The 20,552-nt window shown below is 68.5% G+C and carries 16 protein-coding genes and 1 pseudogene; 14 read left to right on the forward strand and 3 right to left on the reverse strand.

What is annotated here, in order from left to right; genetic code table 11:
- Window positions 1-35: 35 nt before the first annotated feature.
- Window positions 36-1,163 (reverse strand): endonuclease/exonuclease/phosphatase family protein, encoded by a 1,128-nt coding sequence (locus ACFYWY_RS03055; protein ID WP_389178756.1) that lies wholly within the window; start codon window positions 1,161-1,163, stop codon window positions 36-38.
- A 605-nt stretch (window positions 1,164-1,768) separates the two neighbouring features.
- Between ACFYWY_RS03055 and ACFYWY_RS03060 the strand changes: the two are divergent.
- From ACFYWY_RS03060 to ACFYWY_RS03095, 8 genes and pseudogenes are all read left to right on the forward strand, one after another.
- A pseudogene (locus ACFYWY_RS03060) lies at window positions 1,769-3,019 on the forward strand (IS110 family transposase).
- A 116-nt stretch (window positions 3,020-3,135) separates the two neighbouring features.
- Entirely contained in the window at window positions 3,136-4,134 is a 999-nt protein-coding gene (locus ACFYWY_RS03065) for a glycosyltransferase family 2 protein (protein ID WP_389178759.1), read from the forward strand.
- The gene (locus ACFYWY_RS03070; RefSeq protein ID WP_389178762.1) at window positions 4,131-5,051 is read left to right on the forward strand and encodes a hypothetical protein; all 921 of its coding nucleotides are present in this window, start codon (window positions 4,131-4,133) and stop codon (window positions 5,049-5,051) included. The genes ACFYWY_RS03065 and ACFYWY_RS03070 overlap by 4 nt, the downstream gene beginning before the upstream one ends.
- Window positions 5,038-6,438, forward strand: a complete 1,401-nt coding sequence (locus ACFYWY_RS03075) for an aspartate aminotransferase family protein (RefSeq protein ID WP_389178765.1) — start codon at window positions 5,038-5,040, stop codon at window positions 6,436-6,438. The genes ACFYWY_RS03070 and ACFYWY_RS03075 overlap by 14 nt, the downstream gene beginning before the upstream one ends.
- Entirely contained in the window at window positions 6,432-7,454 is a 1,023-nt protein-coding gene (locus ACFYWY_RS03080) for an NAD-dependent epimerase/dehydratase family protein (protein ID WP_389178768.1), read from the forward strand. Before ACFYWY_RS03075 ends, ACFYWY_RS03080 begins: the two co-directional genes overlap by 7 nt.
- 11 nt (window positions 7,455-7,465) lie before the next feature.
- Window positions 7,466-8,362, forward strand: a complete 897-nt coding sequence (locus ACFYWY_RS03085; RefSeq protein ID WP_389178771.1) for a UbiA prenyltransferase family protein — start codon at window positions 7,466-7,468, stop codon at window positions 8,360-8,362.
- A 38-nt stretch (window positions 8,363-8,400) separates the two neighbouring features.
- On the forward strand, window positions 8,401-9,405 hold the full coding sequence (locus ACFYWY_RS03090; RefSeq protein ID WP_389178774.1) for a glycosyltransferase family 2 protein: 1,005 nt from the start codon (window positions 8,401-8,403) through the stop codon (window positions 9,403-9,405).
- Complete coding sequence (locus ACFYWY_RS03095) at window positions 9,402-10,604, forward strand: endonuclease/exonuclease/phosphatase family protein (RefSeq protein WP_389178777.1); 1,203 nt, start codon at window positions 9,402-9,404, stop codon at window positions 10,602-10,604. Before ACFYWY_RS03090 ends, ACFYWY_RS03095 begins: the two co-directional genes overlap by 4 nt.
- 141 nt (window positions 10,605-10,745) lie before the next feature.
- On the opposite strand, the gene ACFYWY_RS03100 is transcribed toward ACFYWY_RS03095, so the two are convergent.
- Window positions 10,746-11,618 carry a BTAD domain-containing putative transcriptional regulator gene (locus ACFYWY_RS03100; RefSeq protein WP_389178779.1) on the reverse strand — a complete coding sequence of 291 codons (873 nt, stop codon included), beginning with the start codon at window positions 11,616-11,618 and terminating at the stop codon, window positions 10,746-10,748.
- 303 nt (window positions 11,619-11,921) lie between these two features.
- Here ACFYWY_RS03100 and ACFYWY_RS03105 point away from each other — a divergent pair, with 303 nt between their 5' ends.
- The 6 genes from ACFYWY_RS03105 to ACFYWY_RS03130 all read left to right on the forward strand — a co-directional run bounded on the left by ACFYWY_RS03105 (window position 11,922) and on the right by ACFYWY_RS03130 (window position 19,606).
- Window positions 11,922-13,058: a radical SAM protein gene (locus tag ACFYWY_RS03105; protein ID WP_389178783.1), complete on the forward strand. Its 1,137-nt coding sequence runs from the start codon at window positions 11,922-11,924 to the stop codon at window positions 13,056-13,058.
- Window positions 13,058-15,178, forward strand: a complete 2,121-nt coding sequence (locus ACFYWY_RS03110; protein WP_389178786.1) for a DegT/DnrJ/EryC1/StrS family aminotransferase — start codon at window positions 13,058-13,060, stop codon at window positions 15,176-15,178. Before ACFYWY_RS03105 ends, ACFYWY_RS03110 begins: the two co-directional genes overlap by 1 nt.
- A 104-nt stretch (window positions 15,179-15,282) precedes the next feature.
- On the forward strand, window positions 15,283-16,383 hold the full coding sequence (locus tag ACFYWY_RS03115) for a hypothetical protein (protein ID WP_389178789.1): 1,101 nt from the start codon (window positions 15,283-15,285) through the stop codon (window positions 16,381-16,383).
- Window positions 16,373-17,494, forward strand: coding sequence for a hypothetical protein (locus ACFYWY_RS03120; protein WP_389178792.1), 1,122 nt, complete (start codon window positions 16,373-16,375; stop codon window positions 17,492-17,494). Before ACFYWY_RS03115 ends, ACFYWY_RS03120 begins: the two co-directional genes overlap by 11 nt.
- Window positions 17,495-17,535: 41 nt before the next feature.
- The gene (locus tag ACFYWY_RS03125; RefSeq protein WP_389178795.1) at window positions 17,536-18,390 is read left to right on the forward strand and encodes a phytanoyl-CoA dioxygenase family protein; all 855 of its coding nucleotides are present in this window, start codon (window positions 17,536-17,538) and stop codon (window positions 18,388-18,390) included.
- A 34-nt stretch (window positions 18,391-18,424) separates the two neighbouring features.
- Window positions 18,425-19,606: a glycosyltransferase family 2 protein gene (locus ACFYWY_RS03130; protein ID WP_389178798.1), complete on the forward strand. Its 1,182-nt coding sequence runs from the start codon at window positions 18,425-18,427 to the stop codon at window positions 19,604-19,606.
- Here the strand turns inward: ACFYWY_RS03130 and ACFYWY_RS03135 are convergent.
- Window positions 19,587-20,549, reverse strand: a complete 963-nt coding sequence (locus ACFYWY_RS03135) for a Gfo/Idh/MocA family protein (protein WP_389178801.1) — start codon at window positions 20,547-20,549, stop codon at window positions 19,587-19,589. The two genes, ACFYWY_RS03130 and ACFYWY_RS03135, sit on opposite strands and share 20 nt — an antisense overlap.
- Window positions 20,550-20,552 lie beyond the last annotated feature (3 nt).

Genomic DNA, 20,552 nt, shown 5'->3' on the forward strand with positions numbered 1-20,552 from the left:
GACCGGGGGCCGGGGCCCGAGAGCCCGGCCGCCGGTCATTTCTTGAGGGACACGACCACGTCCTGACCCCGGTGGTCGGACAGGCCCGCCGGGTCCTCGAACTCGTAGCTGTGGACGCGCAGTCGGTCGTTCGTGAAGACCCAGTCCAGACGCCAGAGTGCGAGGCCCTCGCTGTTCCATGTTCCGGGGTGGACGGAGGTCGAGGCCGGGAGTGCGTCGTTGAAGGTGTCCCGCAGGGCGCGGAGGTCGCCCATGGCGGGAGTGGTGTTGAAGTCTCCCGAAATCAGCAATGGGTTGGAGTTGGCTGCGGCATCCTGTTCGAGCGCCGCGTAGTGGTCCCGGCGCTCGGCGTCGCGTTCCCGTACGGTGTGGTAGAAACCGCTGCTCAGCCAGTTGCGGTCGATGTCGATCTGCACTGGGATGTGCACGTTGTAGACGGAGACCACGCTGCCCCGGACGTTCAGGTCGGTGCGCAGCACTCTGCCCCGCTCGAAGACCTGCTGCCAGGGCGTGTCTGTGTTGATCCCCTCGGCCCGGCCGACCGCGGGCCGGGCGACGATCGGGTAGCGGGAGAGCGTGACGAGCTCCCCTTGGATCGCGATGTGGTAGTCGGGGAACTCCCTTCGGACCCGGGCGAGTTCGTCAATCGGCTTGGGCTGCTTGTGCTCCCAGGCGAGGTACTCCTGGAGCAGGTACACGTCGGCGTCCTTGGCCTTGAGGTAGCGGTAGAAGGCTTCCGAGTCGTCGGAGGTTTCCCAGTACTGGGTGTTCCACGAGAACACCTTCAGCGCGCCCTCGGGTGAAGGTCCCTGGCCGCCGCCCGGCAGCAGAGCGCCCCAGTGGATGCCTGCACGCGGAGCCCCGGACATCAGCAGCAGCAGGAGAACGGGGATCAGCCACCGGCGCACCGGCCTGGCCGTCGGGGCGACGGCGAGCAGCAGTGCCGGCACGGCGAGGAAGAGCAGCGGCGGGGCCAGGTCCGGAACCAGCCACAGCCACCAGCGTCCGCTCAAGGCAAAGTTGAGGATCGTGAAGAGCGCCCAGAGCGCCGTGCCCGTGACGAGCACCCGAGTGGCCGGGGGCCAACGCCGCACGGCCGCCGCACAGGATGACGCCTCCGGCCCGGTGGGCGGAGGCGTCAGGGTGTCGGAGGGAGCCGTCATAAGGGCTTCCCCGGAGTCATGTCGTACATCCGTTTGAGGTACACGCGCACGGAGAGTAGCAGGGCCCTGAACCCTAATTCCTTGTTAACAGCTCCAGCAGCGGGGACCGCCCGCGCCGGACTGTTCGAGTGCGGGGCTGCGACGCCTTTCTGGACCCTGGCCGATGAGGCCTCCACTGAGAGCGGCGCGCGATCGTACTCGTGAGCTTCTGGCGCACGACGCCTTACGTCTTTCTGGCTGCGAGCCCTCGCGGGAGAGCGGTGCGTGCCCCGATGCTCATGGTGGTGGTCGCGTGGGCTCCGGGCGGACGCCTCAGGAGGCCCTGGCCTCGACGTCTCACAACAGAGCGGCGGCGTTCGGCGTCCTCGCGACTTCCACCATCGTCAACACTGCTTGCTTGATCACTCGTTGGTGCCGGTGGTGCGAGCCCACTACACGGAGACCTCTCGATACGCCCGAGCCGCCCGAGCTCCCGCATAGACCGAGGCCCGCGCGGTGCGCTGGTGCCACGAACGGCTAGTGAGGTGGCGGACCAGCCCGGTGGGCCGAGTCCTGGAATTAGGTCGCTGCGTGGCCCGCATGTGCTCGTGACCAGCACAGATACCGTGCCATGGGGAGGGAACATCTTGATCTACTGCGGAATCGACTGGGCCGAGAAGACACACGACGTCGCCTTGGTCGACGACAGCGGCGAGTTACGGGCCAAGCGTCACATCACCGACGACGCGGCCGGCTACAAGCTCCTGCTTGACCTGCTCGCCGAGTACGGCGACACCGAGGAGAACCCGATTCCGGTCGCCATCGAGACCTCTCGCGGCCTGCTGGTCACGGTGCTGCGGCAGGGCCAGCGGCAGGTATTCGCGATCAACCCGCTGGCCGCGGCCCGCTACCGCGACCGGCACAGCGTCTCGCGCAAGAAGTCCGACCCCGGCGACGCCCTGGTCCTGGCCAACATCCTGCGCACCGACATGCACGCCCACCGGCCCCTGCCGGGCGACAGCGATCTGGCCCGCGCCATCGCCGTCCTGGCCCGCGCCCAACAGGACGCCACCTGGAACCGCCAGCAGATGGCCAACCAGCTCCGCTCCCTGCTCCGCGAGTACTACCCCGCCGCCCTTGACGCCTTCGCGACCTGGCAGAACGGCCTGTGCCGGCCCGAAGCCCGCGAACTCCTCAAGGCCGCACCGACCCCGGTCAGGGCCGCGAAACTGACCCGTACCCAGATCATCGGCGCACTCAAACGAGCCGGCCGCAAACGCGGCATCGATGCCGAGGCCGAGCGGATCCGTGAAGTCTTCCGCGGCGACTTCGCCCACCAGCCGCCCCTGCTGGAGGACGCGCTCGGCCAGCAGATGCTCGCCCTTCTGGGCCAGCTGGAGGCCGCCTGCACGGCCACCGACGACCTCGCCAAGGCGGTGGAGGAGGCGTTCCCTCAGCACCCGGACGCTGACGTGATCCTGAGCTTCCCCGGGCTCGGCACCCAGCTCGGCGCCCGGGTCCTCGCCGAAATCGGGGACGACCGCACACGGTTCGCCGACGCTCGCGGCCTGAAGGCGTATGCGGGCTCCTCGCCCATCACCCGGGCCTCCGGCAAGAAGTCGAGCATCACCCGCCGGTGGGTCAAGAACGACCGGCTCAACCACGTCGGCTACCTCTGAGCGTTCTCCGCCATCACCGCCTCACCCGGCGCCAAGGCGCACTACCGGCGACGGCGCGACGAACACGGAGACTGGCATGCGGCCGCCCAGCGCAACCTCTTCAACCGCATGATCGGCCAGCTCTACCACTGCCTCCAGAAACACGAACTGTTCGACGAACAGACCGCGTTCCCAGCCCAACTTGCCGCCGCGGCTTGACACTTAGCCGCGTGAGGTGTCTCAGTGCGGGCGCGGGAATCCGTACGCGTGGAGTCAGCCGGCAATAAATATCGAACTGATATCCCACCAATATGCGGCGCCGCTGAACTGGCGGCATGAGGTTATCTGTGTCGGTCGTCATACCGGCCCACAACGCTGCTCGCACCCTGGGCGCCTGCCTGGATTCGGTCTATGCCCAGACCTGCCCGATCCATGAGGTGATCGTGGTGGACGATGGCAGCACCGACCGGACTGCCGACGTCGCACAGAGCTATCCGTGCACCCTGATCCGCAGCGACGGCAACCGCGGCGTGTCAGCGGCACGGAACGCCGGCATCGCCGCCTCCACTGGAGAGATCGTCTTCTTCCTCGATTCGGACGAGGCGCTCACCCCGGACTCGGTGGCGGGCGCGGTGGAGATCCTGCGCTCCGACCCGGAATGCGGCTGCGTGCACGGGGTGATCGCGCCCGATCCGCTGTTCGACGACGGCCCGGTCGAGCGGTACAAGGTGCTGCACGCCCACTGGTGGCGTGCACGCGGCGTCGGCGAGGTGGAGACCGCGTTCTTCGCCCAAGCCGCGGTCCCACGCAAGGTCTTCGAGCACCTGGGCGGCTTCGACGAGAGGCTGCGCGACTCGGAGGACCTGGAGTTCAGCGACCGGCTCGCGCCGCACTACCGGATCGTCCTTACCGACCGGATCGTGGCATACCACGACGAGGAGCACCGGCTGGCGCCGCTGCTCGCCGAGACGTTCCGCCGGGCGCTGCTGCTGGTGCCGGCGCTGGCCTCCGCACGCCGGGGCGGGCGGAAGAACCTGACCGCCAACAGCCCGGCTTCCGTGGCGGCGGCCGCCTTCGCCCTGGCGACACTACCGTTGGGCTTCTGGTATCCGGTCCTGCCCGCCATAGCGCTCCTGGGATTCTGCGGCGCGAACCTCGGGCTGCTGCGGTTTGTGGCCCGGCACCGGGGCCCGGGCTTTGTGCCGTTCTTCGCCGGTGTTCATCTGCTGCTCCACGGTGCCCTGTTGGCCGGGGCCGCGCTCGGCGGCGCCCGGATGCTCGGGGGGACGGCGGCGCGACGGCGGATCCCCGGCAGTACGGCGGCCGGGCGATGATGGACAAGCTGCGCAGACTGCTCACGCCGGTGATCGTCCTCGCCGCCCTGATCGGCGTGGCCCTTGTGGTCCGTGAAGAGGGCCTGGCGGCCGCCCGGGCGTTCGCCCGGGCGGACGCAATCCCGCTCCTGGCCGCGGCCCTGGCCACCAACGTCGCAGGGCTCGCGCTCGCGGTGCACGCCTGGCGGGTGCTGGTCCCCGGCGAGCATCCGATCCGGGGGCTGTACGCCGCGAAGATCTACTTCCTGGGTCAACTCAGCAAGTATGTGCCGGGACGGATCTGGGGCGTGATCACCCACGTCGCGCACGGCCGGGCGGTCGGGGTTCCCGGAGCTCAGATGACCTCGGCCTATCTACTGAGCGTGGCGCTGACCATCATCACCGGGGCGGGCGTCAGCCTGCTCGCCGCGCCCGCCGCGCTGCCGGACCACTGGCTGTGGCTGTGCCTGCCTGCCCTGTTCTTCCTCGCCTGCGTGGTGCGGCCCACCCTGGCCACCCGGCCTGTCACGGCCCTGGCCCGGCTGGCACGCAGGCCCGTGGAGCCCCCTCCGGACAGCGCGGTCCGACGGGCGATGCTCCTGGCTGTCGCTTCCTGGCTGGCATCCGGCCTGCATCTGTGGTTCCTGGTGTTGGCGCTGGGCGCGCCCGCGTGGGCCGGACTGTGGTCGGCGGTCGGCGCCTTCGCGCTGGCCACCGTCGTCAGCAGCCTGGCCCTGATAGTTCCGGACGGCTGGGGAGTGCGCGAGCTGACCATCACCGCCGCCCTGACCACCGTGCTTCCCGCATCCATGGCCGCCACCGCCGCGATCGCCAGCCGCGTCGTATGCGTCCTGGCCGAGCTCGGCAGCTCGGCCGTCGTTCTCGCCTGGGCCCGGCTCAGGTCCACCCCGATAGGAGACGCCCGTGTACACCCTTGACGACGCCGAACGGCTCGAAGTCGGTGAGGTGCACGACCTTTACCGGCGATACGTGAACAAGAGCCAGGTGTCGCTGATGACCTCGTTCGGGTTCGGCCGGGAGCTGGTCGACCACGCCGAAGGGGCCTACCTGACGCTGGCCGACGGACGGCGGATCCTCGACCTGACCGGCGGGGTCGGAGTGCTCAACCACGGCCACAACCACCCACGGATTCTTGCGGCCCGGGAACGCTTCGCCCGGGACAAGCGGATGGAGGTGCACAAGACCTATTTCTCGCCCTACCTGGCGGCGCTGAGCCACAACCTGGCCGAGGTACTGCCCGAGGACTTGAACATGTCCTTCCTGCCGAACTCGGGGGCCGAGGCGGTGGAAGGGGCGGTGAAGCTGGCGTACAAGTACCACAACGGCAAGCGCGGGACCGTCTTGCGTGCGGACTGCGCGTTCCACGGAAAACTGCTCGGATCCGGCGGACTGACCGGCCAGAACCAGTTCTCCTTCCCCACCATCCCCGGCATCGACACGTTCCAATACGGAGATCTCGAGTCGGTGCGGAACGCTGTCGCCGCCCACCCCGGGGACGTCTACGCGATCCTCATCGAGCCGTTCAGCGCCTCCACCATCCAATGGTGCTCCGAGGAGTTCCTGCGCGGGCTGCGCGAACTGTGCACGCGGAACAACATCGTGCTGATCTTCGATGAGATCTACAGCGGCTGGGGCAAGACCGGCTCCCTGTTCTACTTCATGCGTTACCCGGGCCTGGTCCCCGACGTGCTCACCACCTCCAAGTCCTTCGGCGGCGGCAAGTCCTCGGTCTCGGCGTTCGTCGCCCGGGAGCCGGTCTTCCGCAAGGCCTACGACAACCTCGGCGACGCCCTGCTGCAGTCGACCTCCACCACCTACTACGGGTTCGGCGAGGAGTGTGCCACCGCGCTGGAGGCCATCAACATCGCGGTGGAGGACGACTATCCGGCGCGTGCCCGGGAGATCGAGGCCGTGCTGGAACCCGGGCTCGCGCGGCTGGCCAAGGAGTACCCCGAGGCGATCGGCAAGGTCGCGGGCGCCGGCGCGCTGTGGGGAGTGTTCATCGACGGCGGCCCGAAAATCCTGGACCTGGTGGCGAAGCTGGCGCCCGGGGGGATGGCCCGCGACCCGAGGTTCAAGGCGAAGCTGGTCACCTGTGCGGTGATCAACGCCCTATACCAGGACCACGAGATCTTCGCCTACTACACCCTGAACGGCCGCAACCCCCTGATCGTCGGCCCCTCCCTGGTCACCCAGCCCGCCGAGGTGGAGCGAGCCGTTGACGCGCTCGGCGACGTCCTCGGCCGGGGCCTGAACCACCTGGTGGCGCGTTTCATCAAGCAGAAGGTGAGCTCACAATGGTGATCACGATCACCGGTGCCGCGGGCATGCTCGGCTCGCGGCTCACCGAACGGCTGCTGGCCGACGGCCATCAGGTCCGGGGGGTCGACCTGCGTCCCGGCCCCGGCGTGGAGTTCGTCGGTGACATCCGGGACCGTGCCGTGATGGACCGGGCCTTGGCCGGTGCCGACGTCCTCGTGCACTCGGCGGCCGCGCTGCCCAGCTACCCCGACGAGCAGATCCGATCGATCATCGTCGGCGGGACGGAGAACGTGTTCGCCGCCGCGAGCGCGGCCCGGACAGGCAGGGTCGTGCACATATCCTCCACCGCCGTATACGGCTTGCCCAAACTGGTTCCCACCCCGGAGGAGCATCCCCGGGAGCCGGTCGACACCTACAGCCGGGCCAAGGCCTCCGCAGAGGAGACGGCCGAGCGCTACCGCGACGCCGGGATGTGCGTGCCGATCCTGCGGCCCAAGACCTTCGTGGGCCCGGGCCGGATGGGTCTGTTCTCCATGCTGTTCGAATGGGCCGAGGAAGGCCGGAACTTTCCTGTGCTGGGCAGGGGCGACGTCCGAATCCAGATGTTCGGCATCGACGACCTGGTCGATGCAGTCATCACCGTGCTCACCGCGTCCGACGACGTGGCCAACGACACCTACAACCTTGCGGCGGCCGAATTCGGGACCCTGCGCGAGGACTTCCAGGCCGTCCTGGACGCAGCGGGCCACGGCAAGCGGGTCATCGGGCTGCCCGCACGCCCGGCGCTGACCATATTGGGCGCACTGCAACGGGCCAGGCTGTCGCCGGTGTACGGGCGCCTGTTGCACAAGCTGATGGACGACTCGTACGTCAGCATCGACAAGGCCAAGTCACGGCTCGGGTTCACGCCCCGGCTGTCGAACCAGGACGCGGTCCTGCACACCTTCGAATGGTGGCGCACCGTCCGCCACGACAGCCCTGGTGGCGGCTCGACCGGCCGGACCAGCCGGGACCCGTGGAGTCAGGGCCTGTTGTCCGCCGCGAAGATCTTCTTCTGAGGGGATGCGTCATGACCTTCCTGGGAGAAAAGACCGAGTCCGCCTCGGTCGGCACCACGCCGCGGCTCCCCGCGCCGCTCGCTCTGGTCCGGCCCGGCCAGTGGCCGAAGAACCTGCTCGTGGTGCCCTTACCGTTGCTCGGCGCGGACTGGCAGTGGGACGCGGCCGCCCGGGTGGGCCTCGCCATGGCCGCCTTTGTCCTGGCCTCGTCGCTGGTCTACGTGGTGAACGACATCGCCGACGTGGAACGGGACCGGCGTCATCCGGTCAAGCGGCACCGGCCACTGGCCTCCGGTCGTTTGAGCGTGCGGACGGCGGTGGCGCTGGCGGTGGCGGTGGCCGGGCTGCTCGCTCCGGTGCTGCTCGTTCTGGGGCCGGAAGCGGCATGGCCGGTGCTGCTCTATCTCGTCGTGAACGGCGCCTACAGCTGGAAGTTGAAGCACCTGCCGCTCCTGGACGTGTTCATCGTCGCCACCGGATTCGTCCTGCGCCTGTTGGGCGGCTATCAAGCGAGCGGCCACCCCGTGGCCGGCTGGCTGGTGCTCACGGTGCTGACGCTGTGCCTGGCGCTGATCCTGGGCAAGCGGCGGCATGAGCTGGGCGTGTCCGGCACCGGCCACCGCCCGGCGCTCGTCGGATACTCGGTCCATTTCCTGGATCTCGTGCTGGTTCTGTGCTCGGCGCTGACCATGGTCGGCTACCTGCTCTACCTCCGCACCGAATCGGGATTCGAGGGAGGCGCACTGCTCACGGCTCCGTGCGCGCTGTTCGCCCTGTTCCGCTATCTGCAGATCGTGATCGTGCAGAGCGAGGGCGGAAACCCCGTACGGACCCTGCTTCAGGACCGCGTCATGATCACGAACTCGTCGCTCTGGGCCGGGCTGCTGCTGGTCTGCCAGCTCAACTGAACCGACCCATGTCAACCCTTTCTGAATCAAGGATTCGAATGGCTGAACCCCTCGTGTCGGTGGTCGTTCCCATGTACAACGACCGCCGCACCGTCGACCTGTGTCTGCGATCAGTGCTGGCACAGGCCTATCCCAATGTGGAAGTGATCGTTGTTGATGACGCCAGCACCGACGACTCCGCCCACCTGGCCTCAGCGCACCCCGTCAACCTGGTGCGGGCCGCGCGGAACGGGGGCCCGGGAGCCAGTCGCAACCTGGGCGTCCGGAACGCGAATGGCGAGGTCATCTTCTTTCTGGACGCCGATCTGACCATGCACCCGGACGCGGTAGGGGAGGCGGTCGAGTTGTTCCGCGAAAACCCGTCGTACGGCGCGGTGTTCGGCATACCCGACAAGGAACCCCTGTTCGCCGAGACCCTCGTCGGGCAGTACCGGATCCTTCAGTACTACTACTGGCGCAAGAGCGCCGAAGGCATGGTCAGCGGTGGCTTCTACGCCCTGGGTGCGGTCCGCCGGTCGGCCTTCCTGGAGGCCGGCTGGTTCAACCCGGCGCTGCGGCAGACAGAGGAAATCGATCACGCCGAACGGCTGGCCGCCCGATACCCCATGCTGCTGACATCCCGGATCCGCGGCCGGTTGTCCGACGAGAGCCGAATGTGGCCACTGCTGCGTAAGGCGTTCGTCCGCAGTCGGCTGCGGGTGCCGTTCTACCTGGACCGTGGCCGAGCGATGCAGGGGATGGAGACCGGTGGGCGCGCACTGGCCTCCGTGCTGGCCGGACTGGCCGTCGCGAGCCTGCCCCTGGTCCTCCGGTGGCCGGCGGCCGCTGTGGTCTCGCTGCTCGCGCTGGCAGGTTCCGTACTGGCCGATCTCGGGCAGTACCGGTTCGTACGGAAGGAACGCGGCCTGAGCTTCCTCGCCTTTTTCACCTTCGCGCACCTCATGGTCAACGCGGTCGTGGTGGCCGGACTGGCGGTCGGGCTGGTGCAGTTCGCGGCCAGCCGTCGTTTCCGGCGGATGTACATGCTGGAGGGCACTTCGTGACGATCGAGGACACGACGGCCCAGGACACGGAGGCCGAGAGCGCGAGTGCCGACGAGCAGCCGAGCCGTGCCCGTCGGATCGCCCGCGTCTTCCGGCTGTGGTACGGCCGGATCTTCGTCGCCCTGGCCGGGCTCTGGCTCTTGTACGCGGTGGTCCGGTGGCTGGTGAGCGGGCGATGGCACTGGGCCATCCTGCTGGATTCGGCACCGCCGGTGTTCCTGATGGGGATCCCGGCCCTCCTCCTGCTGGGCAGCGCCGCCTCCTGCGGCCGCCGCCGGCTGTGGTTCGCCGGGATCTCACTGACCGCGCTGCTGCTCGGCCTCACCACCGGCTCCGGGCTGAACTGGCCGGCCCTGTGGCGCGACGAGGGCGCCGTCCCGCCAGGAGCGCTGCATGTGGTGTCGCTGAACACCCAGTACTGGTCCATGGCCACCGGCGAGGACCGGCTTTACGATCTCGTGCACCGGGAGCGGGCAGACGTCTATCTCTTCCAGGAACACGTGGGTTGGAAGCCCGGCCTCGGCGAGGAGGGGTACTTCCGGCTCGACGACGACGAGAAGCTGCGCGCCGAGTTTCCCGGCTACCACATCGCTCGGCGGGGCGAGTTGCTCACCCTGTCCCGCTACCCCATCGTGGCGCAGCCGCCAGTAGGTCCGGGCGCCGCGATCGACGCGGACCCCTCCACCCCCTTCAACCGGGTCTTCGCCCGGGACAAGGTGATGCGCACCGATCTGCGGGTCGGGAGGAAGATTTTCAGCGTCTACAACGTCCACGTCACCGTGCAGCTGGCCCCCGACAACCTGAACCCATTCTCAGGCTTCGACTTCGACTCCTACTTCCGCCGCAAGTTCAACTGGCGCCAGGAGGAGTTTCGCGGCCTGGACCAGGACATGGCCCGCAACCCCCACCCGATGCTGATCTCGGGTGACTTCAACTCCACTGCGGCGATGCGCGACCTGGACCGGCTGCGCTCCAGGGCTGATGACGCGATCCGCGCCAACACCGACTTCCTGCCGCTGAGTTGGAAGTTCCCCGCCCCGGCGGGGTTCGAGTGGGACAGCGTGTTCAATCGCGCGTACCCGTTCTGGCGCGTGGACTGGAGCTTCACCGCCGGCCCGGTCGAGGTGCACCGCTACAAATTCCGTCCCACCGATGGCATATCCGAACACCGAATGCAGGACCTGTGGGTCTCCCTTTGAAGAGTGGACGTCGTGCGGCGCGGTGCTGCTGCAATCGATATGCGGCTTCAGCCCAGCACATCTCGACGCTGCCGCACGACCCGTCCGCACTTCGCCACCACGATGCGCGACCAGGGCGCACCGGTCCGCCGGATCACAACCTCATGGACAGAGCCGAACATTGGTCTCGCGCACATTCACCTTCTCAAGGCCCAGCAGGATCGCCTCTTCGAGATCGCTCAGTTCCTGCCCGGGTTCGATGCCCAGCTCCTCGACCATGGTCAGGCGGAGCTTCCGGTAGACGGCCAGGGCCTCCGCCGTGCGGTGTGACCGGTAAAGGGCGAGCATGAGCTGACCGTGCAGATGCTCCCGGAACGGGTGCTCGGCGGCCAGTTCGATGAGCTCGCCGATCAGATCCTCGTGCCGTCCGAGGGCGAGTTCCAGCCGCACGCGCTCTTCGATGGCGCGCAGGCGTCCCTCCTCCAACCGGCGCGCGCCGGACTCCAGCGCCGGGCAGGACAGGCTGGCCAGGGCCGGGCCGGTCCACAGGGCCAGCGCGCGGTGTATTTCCAGGACGGCCTCCGCTGTCAGGCCATCCGAGGCTAATGACCGCGCGTGGCTGACCAGAGTGTCGAACACCGCGGCATCGAGGTCTGAGTCGGCCAACCGGAGGCAGTAGCCGGACCGGTAGGTCTCGATCAGTTCCGGCGCGCCGGCCTCGGCGAAGGCGCGCCGCATCATGGAAACGCAGATCCGGATCTGCGTACGAGCGCTCGCGGGCGGAGACGTGCCCCACACCGTGTCCACCAGGCGGTCCAGTGGAACAGCCCAGTTGGCCTCCAGCGCCAGGACGGCCAGGATGATGTGTGTTCGTCTCCCCCCGAGAGGTACTGGAACTCCGTTGACGGCAACGCGCGGCGGGCCGAGGACATGAACGAGCACTGTGAAGACTCCCCCGTCTATATCTTCCAGGTAGCCGTCAGTGCCGTCCGGTGAACCCGCTCCCCGGCTGAACCGGCTGCTCCCGCCCTCCACGTGGCTTGACCCCAAGTCACGCCTGGGGGAGGGGGGTTGACTTGACTGCCTAGATCACGTTGGTAGCTTGGTATAGGCCAATAGGAGTGTCAAGGGAGTTCTGGCCGCGGGGCGTCGGGTAGCCCCGGCGGCCCCCACCCGCCTATTGTCTAGACCTATTGACACCGCTGGGCCGGCGATCTTACTGTCTCCGTCGCTGCTTGTGCCAAGCAAACGATCAGGGATGGGGGATCCGTGAACAGTGCTGGTGAAGTTCCGAACATCGACGTGGCGGCTCCGCGGAATCGGGATGGTCTTCCGGTGGTGAGCCTCGATCAAGCGCACTCCCCGCAGAAGGTGTTAGCACACGGAAACCTGCTGAAGAGCTTCGTGGAAGGCTCCGAGATCAAGCCGGTACACATGAGGATCGGCATCATGGGCGCCTGCAATATGCGGTGCAATTTCTGCAACTTCCACTCTCCGAACGAAGAACAGTTCTATGACCTGTTCTCGTTCAAGGACTCCATCGCCACGGACAAGGCCGTCACGCTGCTGCGGGAATTCGCAGAGAACGATGGGCGTGCGGTGACCTTCTGCGGGAGCGGTGAGTGCACCATTCATCCGGGGTACTCCGAGATAGCCCGGGCCGGACACTCCGCCGGCTTACGCCTCGGGCTGATCACCAATGGTTCACGCCTCGGCCGCCCTGCGGTCGCCGACTGCGTGGCGGCAACCCACACCTGGGTGCGGATCGGTCTCAACGCGGGGACGGAGGCCACCTTCGACGCGATCACCAGAGACCGTGAGCACACCTTCACCTCTTTCCTGGGCTCGGTGGGCCGACTCCGGGAGGCCGCCGTCGATCCGGAGTTCCGCATAGGGTTCAACTATGTGATCACCAAGCAGAATTACCGGGAGATCCTCGAAGCCGCCCGCATCGCGCGCGAGTCCGGTGCGCACTACGTACGGTTCGAGCCGGAGTTCTACAGTGCGCTCGGACACGAGACCATCGAGTCCGTGATGGCGGAGGTCTCCCAGTCCCTCACCGAGGCCGCAGCACTCTCCACCGACGGCTTCGAAGTGTCGGTGCCCAAACTGGACCGTGGTCCGATGGACCAAGTGGAGGAGGTCGAAGGGGACTTCGAGCGATGCCACTACAGCCGGTTTGTCACCGCGGTCGGCGCGGACGGCAACCTCTATCCGTGCCCCCAGGTCCACTTGAACAGCCGCTATCTGATCGGGAACGTTCTCGAGCAGGGCTACGCCGGAGTGCTGGAAGGCGGGCCGCGCGCCGAGTGGGAGGACTCCAACCCCAGGCGAACCGACCTCTGCAAATCATGCTTCTACCGGCCCCAGAATGAGCTCCTCGAACTGCTCAAGCGAGGCCAGATCAAGCTGGACGAGGCGCTTGACGCATACGCGGTCGAGGTACCCAGCACCCTGCACGCGGACTTCGTCTGATGCAGACCAACCATGTACGCCGGCTGCTGGCTGCCGACCCGTCGCTGCGTTGTGCCCCAGGGGCCGCTCAGCACGCCGCCTGGTCCCACCGCCTCCGTACGGTGGTGGAGCGACTGGCCCGCGTCGACCGGGCACCGCTCGCCGCCGAGTCCGGAGAGCCGGTGGTACGCCATGGACTCCAGCGCCTGGCAATGTCCTTCGATTCGCCGGTGAGGGGCCGGTTCCGCGGCACTCTGCTGGCGCCCGACGGCAGTGGGCGAAGGCCGGCGGTTCTGGTGTGCGGTGGGAAGAACGCGCGCCTCGACCAACTCACCGGTGGGGTGAAGCCGGACCATCCGGACCGCAACGTCGCGCAGCAGCTGGCGCAGGCCGGCTTTGTCACCCTCACATTCGAGTACGGCATCAGCGGCGGCCTCGACGCGGACCGGCTGGCCTCGCGGGACGAAGGGGGGCTGCTGGCTCATGCCTTCGCGCTCACAGGCCGGTCCCTGTTGGGCGCCCTCGTCGGTGATGCGCTGGGTGTACTCGATGTGCTGTCCGCCCATCCGCTTGTGGATCCGGACCGCATCGGGCTGTTCGGCCACAGCTTGGGCGCGGCCGTCGCCCTGCACACCGCACTGCTGGCACCACGGCCGCTGCCGGTCTGCGCGGCAAGTCACCTCGGCAGCTATCCGGCCCTCTACGAGAGGCTGCTGACGGGCCATGAAGGGGCCGTGCTACCCGGCATCCTGGAGTACGCCGATCTGCCCGATCTTTACGCAGCCCTCGCCCCGGCGCCCCTTCAGCTGCAGTACGGGACGAGCGATCCATACCTGGAAGCGGCCGATGCCAGGGCCGCCTCGGCAGCGGTCGGGGCGGCCTATGCCTCGGCCTCGGCCGGCAGCGAGGTCGGCATCGAAGTACTCGAACTCCCCATGGGACACGGCACCCACACGGGCCACGCAGAGGACTTCTTCACCCGTGCGTTCTCCGGGCCCGTCGGCCGCACCGCGGACGTCCCCGCCCAGCGCATCCACTTCGATGTCGCCGACCGGCGGACCGTGCTCGACCGTGTCGACTCCGCGATCGCTTCGGGCCTGCTCACCCAGGGCCCGCAGGTGGCCCGCTTCGAGGAACTTCTCCAGACCTGGACCGGTACCGGCGGGGCCGCCGTCGCATCCGGCTCTGCGGCCTTGGAGATCGCGCTGCGCATCCTCGATGTGGCAGGCCGCACCGTGCTCGTACCGGTGAACACCTTCTTCGCGACCGCTGCGGCCGCAGCGCGCGCACAGGGCACGGTGCGGTTCGTCGACGTGGAACTCGACGGGCTCGGCATGGACCCCGACGCTCTGCGGTCCGCGCTGTACCAGTACCCGGATACGGCAGCCGTCCTGCCGGTCCATATCGGCGGCATCGTCTCGCCTGCGGTCGACGACGTGCTCGAGCTGTGCGGGCAGCGCGGCATCCCCGTGGTGGAGGACGCCGCGCACGCCCTCGGAAGTGCGCTCGGCGGCCGCCCGGCGGGAAGTCTCGGCCGGTTCGGCGCGTTCTCCTTCTTTCCCACCAAGGTCGCGATCAGCGGCGAGGGCGGACTGCTGACCAGCGCTTCATCCGACGATCTGGAGCAGGTACGACGCTGGCGCGACCATGGCAAGAGTGCCCAGGGGTCGACGCTGCACGACCGGCCCGGGAGCAACTGGCGGCTGAGTGAACTCCATGCTGCCGTAGGCACGGTGGACCTGGAGCGCTTCGCAGACACCCTCGCCGCCCGCAAGGTCGCCGCCGCCCGTTACGATGCGCTGCTCGACGGGGTGTCCGGCATCAGGGCGCACCGCGTACCGGCCGGTGCGGCGAGCAACTACTACAAGTACATCGCCTATCCCGACCGGCCCGTCGACCGGGCACTGCTGAAGAAGCGGCTGCGGGAACGGCACGGAGTCTCGCTGGCCGGAGAGGTCTACGACCACCTGCTGTGCGACCACCCCTACTTCGGGGGGCGCGGAGAGCCGGCCGCAGGCAGTGAGCCCTTCGGGCGAGGCCGCTGGTTCGCCCGTCACCACATCGCGCTACCGCTGTATCCCTCGCTCACGGAGGCCGAGCAGATACGAGTGGTATCCGCGCTCCGCAGCGAGCTGTCGTGACGCCGGCCGTCAGCGCCTTCCGCAGAGGGGAATGGCACACCTCCCTGGATTCGGTGCACCTTCCCGGACCTACTGGAACGTGTGTCGCTCTTGTCCCGGAGATCGTGGCCGACGCCGACCGGAAACGGTGGGGAGCCGTCCGGCCCGGCCTGCCCGCATTCGCCCCGGCCAAGCGGCGTGAACTGATCCTCAGCGCCTTGGAGTTGTTTCATTCCGGGAGCGTCACCGTGGGGGGACTCGGCCGGCAGAACGCCGATGACTTCCGTGTGTCGCTGTGGGAGACCGCCGGGCTGCCCGCCCCTCTGGTCGACCGCTGGAGCACCACGCTGCGCGCGAGCTTGATACAGCGGGAAATCCCGGTGTCCGACGAGGCATTGGCCCTGGTGTCCCTGCCCGGAAACACCTTCACCTGCCTGGACTCCGTACTCGACCAGGCCGAACGCTCGGCGGGCGTATGGGTGCGCCCGAGCCGCCGTGAGCCGCTCTCCGCTGCTCGGCTGGTCGCCGCCCTGCTGGCCGTGGGCTGGCCGCCGGACCGCCTCGGTTTCTATCCGGCCGGGCATCGCACACTGCACGGCCTCGTCCGACGCACGGACCGGCAGATCGTCTACGGCGGGGCCGGGCTCGCCGCATCTGTGCGCGACTCCGCATCCCTCACCCTGCACGGGCCCGGCCGCGGCTGTGCGTTGGTGCCCCCGGGGATGGCGGTGGGCGAGGCCGTCGACTGGCTGCTGCCTCTGATCGCGGCCGATTCGGGCCGGTTCTGCAGCAATGTCCGCACCGTCGTCTGCGCGGATGAACCAGAACCGCTGGCGTCCGCGCTGGCCGCGGCGCTCGACGCGATCCACCCGGACCCGGGTAACCGGGACTGGCCGCTCACCGTCTTCCGTGAACCGGACTCGGCACAGCAGGCCGCCGGGTCCGTATCGGGCCGGATGCGCGCCGGGGACCGTCTCCTCACCCGCAGGCCCCCGATCGTCCGGGAGGCGGGCGGCGGCACCTACGCACTGCCGCAACTCGTGCTGCTCGGCAGTGATGCCATCCGCTCCGGGCTCCACCCACTGATCGGGCACGAGGTGCCGTTCCCGTTCAGCACCGTACTGCGGGCCCGGGGCGAAGTCGCGGCGGCCATCGCGGACGAGTCTCTGTTCGTGTACCGCGGGGCGCCGCACCGGACGGGAATCGAGGACTCCCATGACGGCTGACCGGCAGGTCACCTTCGGAACGCTGCACAACACCCTGCGCCGGCGGGTGCCGGAACTCGCCATGGACATCGACACCTGGACGCGACGCATGATGCGGTGGCATTTCGAGCCGGAGACCGGGTCCCCGTTCTGGGTGACGCGGCGCCCGTCGCTCGGGTTCGACCCGCTGAAGGACATTGACGGTTTCGCGGCCCTGGAACTCTTCGGGCTCTTCGACAAGGCCGAATTGCGCGCGGCGCGCGCCCGTGACCTGCGCCCGCGTGGCTATCAGGACCGCCCCTTCCGGGTCTTCGAGACCGGCGGGACGACCGGTGCGCCCTGCCGGATCGTCAACGTGACCCGGCTCGCTTACGACGTGGAGATCTACCGCACCGTGCTGGAGGCCCGTGGTGTCACCGGCGGCGATGTCCTGGCGATGACTCCGAGTGGCCCCCATGCGTACGGCCACTTCGTGGAGGGTCTCGCAGACAGCTGGAACGGCGCCGTGTACGCCATCGACTTCGATCCCCGCTGGGTGAAGACCGCGCTGCGGTCCGGAGGTGAAGCGGAGGCATACACCGGCCATTTGGTCGACCAGACGCTCAACCTGCTGTCCGTGGAGCGGCCGGCACTGTTGTTCACCACCTCCCGGCTGCTCCTGGAGCTGGCCATGAGGCTGCCGCGCCCTCTGCACACGTACGGCGTACGGGCCGTCTGCACGGGCGGCACCTCGTGCACCGCCGCCGAGGCGGAATTCCTGCGGCAGGAGCATTTGGCGGGGCTGCAGTGGATCGATACCTACGGGAACACCCTGGTCGGGCACGCTCTGCAAGCCGACGCGGTGCCCGGAGAGCCCGATGTGCCGGGCGGCACCGGATGTTCGTACCACTTGCCGCCGCCCTTCGCGGTGATGAAGGTCGTGGATCCGTCGGACCCCTGGCGTGAGTTGCCGGTGGGGCAGCGAGGCCGGGTGCGGGTCACCACGCTCCTGGAGGACCTCTTTCTGCCGAATCTGCTGGAACGGGACAGCGCGATCAGGACCGGGCCGCATCCATGGTTTCCCTGGGACGGAGTGGCGGCGGTGCAGCCGTTTCTCGAGGACTCCGCCGGGGCCGTGGAGGGCGTCTACTGACGCGCCGAGGCTCACGTACCCACCGCATCGAAGGATCCACCGTGAACCTCTCGTCGAATGATGTGCCCATACCCTTCTCGCCCGAGCTCTTCGGCCCTCTTAGACCCAGCGCGTACCAGTTGTCCGACCCCGCCGCACTGCGGGAGCGGCTGCACAGCGACGGATATCTGTACCTTCCGGGAGTGCTCGACAGAGAGGAGGTGCTGCGGTTACGCGGTGGGTACTTCTCGCAGTTCCCGTCCGGCTATCTCGCTGCGGGCAGCCGATCCGAGGAAGGCGTGTTCTCCGGCCGAGTGCCCCAGGGGCTGCCCGCGTACGGTGTGGCCGGACACCCCGCGCATTCCTTTGTGCGTTCGGCCGCCTTCCACCGGTTCCTGAACAATCCCCGACTCTCCGGGCTCGCGGGGAACCTCCTCGGTGGCAGCGTCGAGATGCTGCCCCGCCGCATTCTGCGTCACTTCCATCGCGGCTTGGGCCTCGCCTCCCGTGCCCATCTCGACTTCGATTACATGAATGAGGGCTCATCCAGGGTGCTGACCCTGTGGATCCCTGTCGGCGACTGCCCGCCGCAGACCGGTGCGCTGGTCTATCTGGAGGACTCGCACCGTCTGCGGCCCGAGGAGTACGCCGCCCTGCGCGACACCACGGACCGCCCCGGCGACCGACGTCCGATCTGCCATGATCTGGAGCTGACCGCTCGTCACCTGGGCCGACGATGGCTGTGGGCTGATTTCGCCGCCGGGGACGTCATGGTTCACCTGCCGCAGATCATCCACGCCTCCCTCGACACGACAACCAACGCCATGCGCCTGTCCGTCGATGTCAGATTCGTCCGCTCAGGCGATACACCGGACCGGCGCTGGCTGCGGTCCTGGTCGGCGGACGACGGCGCCTGACCACCCTCTGTCCACCGCCGATTGGAGTGCGAACGTGTCCGAAGTCTCCGAACTGGACTGCTCAAGGCTCGCTCAACGCCTCACCGCATACGCTGTGCTGGCACACGACCCGGCGGTGCCCGGCATCGCCGCGGACTACTGGGAAAAGAGCGAAACCCACTACCGGACCGTCGACGGCACGCTGCGCACGTTCATCGCCAAGGCGCCCGACGCGGAGCGGCGGTATCAGGAAGTCCTCGCGTCGCCCACGTCCACCGGCCCGCAGCACGCCCTGCGCGAGAGCCTCACGAGCCTGCTCGAAGAGAGCCCCGCCGATGCGGAAGGGCTGGCAGGTGCCGTGGCGGAGGCCGACCAGCACATCTGGATCGACTACCACCTCGGCACGGAGAGCGGCGGCGACCGGACGGTCGGCACGGCAGCGGCCACGGAGCCCGCACCGAGCCGGGAACCGGCCGAAGTCCGCATCGTGATCCCTTTCCGGGACCGTGAGAGCGGCCTGCGCACCCGAAATCTGCTGGCCTGTCTGCAGGCTCTCGAGGACCAGGAAGGCGGCCTGGCGCACCGGGTGACGGTGGTGGAGTCGGACACGGAGCCCCGGACGCGGCAGCAACTCGAACCTCTCGTGGACCGTTATGTCTTCGCTCCCAAGGAGGGTTTGTTCAACAAAGCTTGGGCGGTGAACGTCGGAGCCGTCGACGCCGCCTCGGATGCCCCGTATCTGTGCGTCCTGGACGCCGACATTCTGGTGGACCGCGCCTTTGTCGCCCGTAACGCCGCGCGCCTGCGCGAGGGCGGACACGGCATCCATCTGCCGTTCCGGTGGTCGCTTTCGCTCGACGAGGCGTCCACCCGGCATGCGATCGGTCTGCGTACCTCAAGGGGCGACGCCGATGTGCCCGATGCGGTGCTGCGCGGACTGCTCCTGCGGGAGCCTCCGGGCGGCTGCGTATGGCTGCGTACAGAGATCTTCCATGCTGTGGGTGGTTTTGACGAGCGGTACGAGGGATGGGGCGGCGAGGACGACGATGTGATCGCCAGGCTGACCGGGGCCGCGCCGCTGAGGCGCTTCGACGACCAGCTCCTTCATCTCAACCACCCCAGGCCAGAGATGACGCGGGACGATGGAGTGCCGTTCAACGCCGGTATCGAACCGCTGAGCTGGCACTCGGGCTTCGGGTACGGCGACCCGGGGAAGTTCACTCCTGCCAAGGCCTGACGGGCTGCCCGCCGGCCGCGTCCGAGCGGCCCGCGGCCACGATGATCTCGTCGACAAGGCGGGCCTCGGCGACCGGGCAGGCCGGGAGCCCGCCGGTTTCGGCGGCCTTCGCGAAGTCGGCGATCAGCGGCTGATGGGGGTTGGCCGCGGGTGGCAGCGTCAGCCCCACCGCGGAATCGGGGCTGTCCAGGCGCAGCTGCCCGGAGTCGAGCGGGTCCAGGGTGATGGTGCGGGCTCCGCAGGTGACGGTGATGAGGTCAACGGGCGGCTCGTCGCTCCACTCCATCAGACAGTGCGCGCGCATTCCCGAGGGCCAGCGCAGGACGAGTTCGGCTCGGCGCTCCGCACCCAGGGGAAAACGCCGACTGAGCCGACCCTGCACTTCGAGCGGGCGGCCGAAGAGCGTCAGCAGCAGGTCGAGCCGGTGACTTCCGGCATCGGCGAGCACCCCGCCGCCCGACACGGCAGGGTCCGTCCGCCAGCGCATGGGGTGTTCTGGTCCCGGAGCAAAGGAACAGCGGAACCGCACTTCCACGTGCTCGGCCCCAGACCCGGCGAGTTCGCGGCGCAGCCGACGGACTGCGGGGGCAAGCCTGCGGTAGTACGCGACGCCCGCGCACCGCCCCGCGGTGACAAGGTTCCCGCCCGGGTGAAGCCCACCGGCCAGCGGCTTCTCGACCAGTACATGGAGCCCGGTCCCCAACGCGGCTTCGGCCAGCGGAACATGGTGGACAACCGGTGTGGCGACATAGACGGCGTCAGCCATCCCGAGCAGGATGTCCGGATCGCTGCCGGAGGCGGCGATGCCGTGCTGCTCGGCGGTGCGGGCCGCCCGGCCCGGGTCGCGCCCCCACAGGGCTACGGGCTCCTCGCCCAGAGCCCGCAGAGCCGGCAGCACCCGGCGCACCACGACGTCGCCATATCCGGCGATGCCCCACTTCACGCG

Source organism: Streptomyces sp. NPDC002870 (assembly GCF_042888505.1).
GTDB lineage: Bacteria > Actinomycetota > Actinomycetes > Streptomycetales > Streptomycetaceae > Streptomyces.

What these genes read in the sequence shown, in the direction of transcription:
- ACFYWY_RS03085 (WP_389178771.1), top strand. Translation starts at nt 7,466, where the DNA reads ATGACCTTCCTGGGAGAAAAGACCGAGTCCGCCTCGGTCGGCACCACG.
- ACFYWY_RS03110 (WP_389178786.1), top strand. Translation starts at nt 13,058, where the DNA reads ATGCAGACCAACCATGTACGCCGGCTGCTGGCTGCCGACCCGTCGCTG.
- ACFYWY_RS03065 (WP_389178759.1), top strand. Translation starts at nt 3,136, where the DNA reads ATGAGGTTATCTGTGTCGGTCGTCATACCGGCCCACAACGCTGCTCGC.
- ACFYWY_RS03120 (WP_389178792.1), top strand. Translation starts at nt 16,373, where the DNA reads ATGACGGCTGACCGGCAGGTCACCTTCGGAACGCTGCACAACACCCTG.
- ACFYWY_RS03090 (WP_389178774.1), top strand. Translation starts at nt 8,401, where the DNA reads ATGGCTGAACCCCTCGTGTCGGTGGTCGTTCCCATGTACAACGACCGC.
- ACFYWY_RS03080 (WP_389178768.1), top strand. Translation starts at nt 6,432, where the DNA reads ATGGTGATCACGATCACCGGTGCCGCGGGCATGCTCGGCTCGCGGCTC.
- ACFYWY_RS03055 (WP_389178756.1), bottom strand. Translation starts at nt 1,163, where the DNA reads ATGACGGCTCCCTCCGACACCCTGACGCCTCCGCCCACCGGGCCGGAG.
- ACFYWY_RS03070 (WP_389178762.1), top strand. Translation starts at nt 4,131, where the DNA reads ATGATGGACAAGCTGCGCAGACTGCTCACGCCGGTGATCGTCCTCGCC.